The 1,547-nt window shown below is 51.5% G+C and carries 1 protein-coding gene and 1 pseudogene; one reads left to right on the top strand and one right to left on the bottom strand.

What is annotated here, in order from left to right:
• Positions 1–67: 67 nt before the first annotated feature.
• Positions 68–721, bottom strand: a complete 654-nt coding sequence (locus QJQ48_RS28085; RefSeq protein WP_346294485.1) for a MotA/TolQ/ExbB proton channel family protein — start codon at positions 719–721, stop codon at positions 68–70.
• A 481-nt stretch (positions 722–1,202) separates the two neighbouring features.
• Between QJQ48_RS28085 and QJQ48_RS28080 the strand changes: the two are divergent.
• A pseudogene (locus QJQ48_RS28080) lies at positions 1,203–1,547 on the top strand (hypothetical protein); the annotation flags it as partial.

Here is a 1,547-nt window from a genome sequence, read left to right as displayed (position 1 = left end):
AATCGGCAGAAGTCTAGAAGCCATGATCTAAATTGCGTCTACAGCCGGTCAAGCGCTTGGCCCTCAATTAATGCCGCGCATAGGCTGCATTTCCCTGTTTCAGCGCGGCGTGATGCCACTCATAGAGAATTTCTAGCTGACTGCCGTACTCCTGCAGCAGCGCCACCTGCCGCCGATACAGACCGCGAAACAGGTTGGCAAACAGCAGCGTGAAGATTGCTACCACCAAGCCTGCCGCCGTAGAGACTAGCGCCTCACTAATCCCGCCAGTCACTAACTCCGCATTCGCCCCAATCTCGCCAATTTGAATCGCCGCAAACGAGCGAATCAGACCCAAAATTGTGCCTAGCAGTCCCAGCAGCGGCGACACGGCAATGATGCTCTGAAACACCGTATTGAAGCGCTTCAGCAGCGGCAGTTCGGCCTGGGTGGCGCTCTCTAGGGCGAGGCGAAACTGATTAGGTGAAGCCCCTTCAAGCTCTAGGGCTTCGAGGAAGATGCGGGCGATGGGCAAGTCGAGGTTTTGCTTCAGCCTGGCAAAGACATCGATGGGAGCCTGGCGATAGGTTTGCAGAATGTCCTTGACGACGCGGCGCTGTCGTCGGTTGACTCTGAGCCAGAAGACAGAACGCTCGACGATTAGGGCGATCGCTGCGATAGAAAATAGCAGCAGCGGCACCATGACGATACCGCCAGCGACGAAGATTTCACTTAGAGACATGTTTAGCGACTTGTGCGTGCAGAGAAGCCATATCCAATAGGCTATGGCTCTCAATAATTGATGAATGGCAGCGTAAATCTAAATGAGAATTGATGTCAAGTATTTCTAATGATGAATTCACGGTTCTTAAGACTCATGAGCCGGCGATCGCGAACGGTTCTAACCGTATCAATAGCTCTCATGGATTGATCTAGCTAAAACAGGATATTGAGTAAGATGCCGTCCGTATGGCTCAAAGGGCAAGGCAGAAAGCGCAGCGTAGCGCATCGAAAGTAGGGATTTTAGACTTTCAAGAATTTACACCATTTCAGACATGTCATTTCACCAGAAGCCTTTCTCCTAAGTAAAGCCGATCAGGAAGATTGTGTTCATCGACAAGCTGCTTTATAGTTTAGGCAATGATTTTTAATGCAAAATTAACTCATTAAAGATAGTATTTGTTCGCATCAATAATATTTTCTGAGCCGAGTAAGTTGGAACTATGGGTCTTTCACGAGCCTGTCTTGAACAGCACGACAAGGAAAATGCCCTCACGCGGCGGTGCCTATCTTGGGGATTGCTGAGTGCTGTGGGGGTACATGCAGGCTTAGTGCCGATTTTGCTCTTGATGCCAACGCCAGTGGCTGAAACGAAGACCCAAGATCGAATTGAGCTGGTTGTGACCCAGCCTACGGAACCAGAACCAGAAGTTGTGGAACCGGAACCGGAAGCTGAGCTAGCCGAGGAAGTGAACGAGGCCGCTCCTAGTCAACCCGCTGCTAGCCAGCCAGCGGCTGCGCCTCCGGCAGCACCTGCAATTCAGCCTGTTGCAGCTCCGCCACCCCTA

This window comes from Sphaerothrix gracilis Ecp01 (assembly GCF_030405905.1).
GTDB lineage: Bacteria > Cyanobacteriota > Cyanobacteriia > Phormidesmidales > Phormidesmidaceae > Sphaerothrix > Sphaerothrix gracilis.
Note: the sequence above shows the minus strand (reverse complement) of the source record. Positions and strands in the feature narration are given on the sequence as shown.

Bases quoted from the DNA above. Each gene is read 5' to 3' on its own strand.
- QJQ48_RS28085 (WP_346294485.1), bottom strand. From the start codon at position 721: ATGTCTCTAAGTGAAATCTTCGTCGCTGGCGGTATCGTCATGGTGCCG.